Source organism: Pseudonocardia sp. D17 (assembly GCF_036984265.1).
Classification (GTDB): Bacteria; Actinomycetota; Actinomycetes; order Mycobacteriales; family Pseudonocardiaceae; genus Pseudonocardia; species Pseudonocardia benzenivorans.
The window spans coordinates 1-1,499 of the sequence record NZ_BPRG01000149.1; the positions used below are offsets into that span (position 1 = coordinate 1).

Consider the following 1,499-nt stretch of genomic DNA (forward strand, 5'->3'; position numbering starts at 1 on the left):
CGCCGACACTGACAGGACCGGGCCCACCACTTCTGAAACGACGTCTAATACTCCAGCCGCAGTTCGTTAGGTGTGCTGTTCCCGTCGGCGGTAGTGGGCTTCGCGGGCTCGGTGTTGGTGGCGGCGTCGCCAGGTTGACCAGGCCCATCGCAGCGGTTGGGTCGGGATGTGGGTCAGAGGTGCCAGGAGACGTCGGATCTCGGCGAGGGTGAGCGGGATGAGGCCGCTACCAGGTCTTTTGGGGCGATTGCCGCGGTGACCGAGAGGTAGGCGTGGGCGAGGAGGGCGAGGGTGATGTGGCGGTACCAGGCGTCGTAGCGGCGGACCTGGTACTGGTCGAGACCGACCTCGTTCTTCGCGGTCTGGAAGCACTCCTCGATTGCCCAGCGGGTCCCGGCGACCCGGATCAGGTCCTCGTCGGTGGTACCGGGCGGCCCGGCGCACAGGTAGTAGGCCAGCTCCGGCTCCGCACCGGCCTGGAGCTGGTCGGCGCCGAGGATCTGGCGGCGCACCAGCAGCCATCGGCCCCACCCGGCCGGGGCGTTCTCGGGCGGATACAGCGAGGCCACGGCCCAGTCGTAGAACCGCTCACCCTTCACCCCGGGGCCGGCCGAACGGCGCTTCCATGCCCGTTCGGGAGCGCGGGCGACCAGATCATCCGCCCGTCGTGAGCCGCTGATCTGCGAGATGTCGGCGTCCACGGACAACGGGATGGACTGATTTCGGGGAACCGCGACGACGTAGCCAATCCGGCGCTGCTCGCACCAGGAGCGGAACTTGTAGTCCTGCCCGTATGCCTCGTCCGCCGCCACGAACGAGGCCGGAACTCCGGCATCGAGGGCGCGGCCGATCATCTGCTTGGCCAAGACGGTCTTGGTAGCGAACTCAACCTCGTCGGGCACCGCCGCCTCCCGGCAGCGTTCCCGATCCCCGGTCCAGGACTTGGGCAGATAGAGCTCGCGGTCGATCAGGGTGCGCCCCTTGCCAGTGGCGTAGGCCAAGAACACCCCGAGCTGGCAGTTCTCCACCCGGCCCGCCGTGCCGGAGTACTGGCGCTGCACCCCGGCGGACTTCGTGCCCTTCTTCAGGAACCCGGTCTCGTCGACGATCAGCACCCCACCCGGCTCGCCGAGATGCTCGACCACATAGTCCCGCACATCGTCACGGACCCCGTCGACGTCCCAGCTGGCGGCGTTGAGCAGCCGCTGCATCCCATCCGGGGTCGCCTCACCGGCAACCTCGGCCAGCGTCCACCCGTTCTTCCCGGCCAGCGGGGCCAGCAACCCCCGCACATACGCCCGCGCGCGCCGCCGCGGCTCCGCACGGAAGAACCGGCCCGCCACCAGCCCGAACAACCCGTCCAGGCCACCGGCCCACGCCTCGAGATCCTCCGGCAACTCCACAAGATCGAAGCCTATCGGAAGATCACATAACAAACTGCGGCTGGAGTATTAGACGTCGTTTCAGAAGTGGTGGGCCCGGTCCTGTCAGTGTCGGCG

Annotated in this window: 1 protein-coding gene; it reads right to left on the reverse strand. The window is 68.2% G+C overall.

The features are described 5' to 3' along the window. Positions 1-173 precede the first annotated feature (173 nt). Entirely contained in the window at positions 174-1,418 is a 1,245-nt protein-coding gene (locus PSD17_RS23085; RefSeq protein ID WP_407692854.1) for an IS701 family transposase, read from the reverse strand. Between the last annotated feature and the right edge of the window lie 81 nt (positions 1,419-1,499).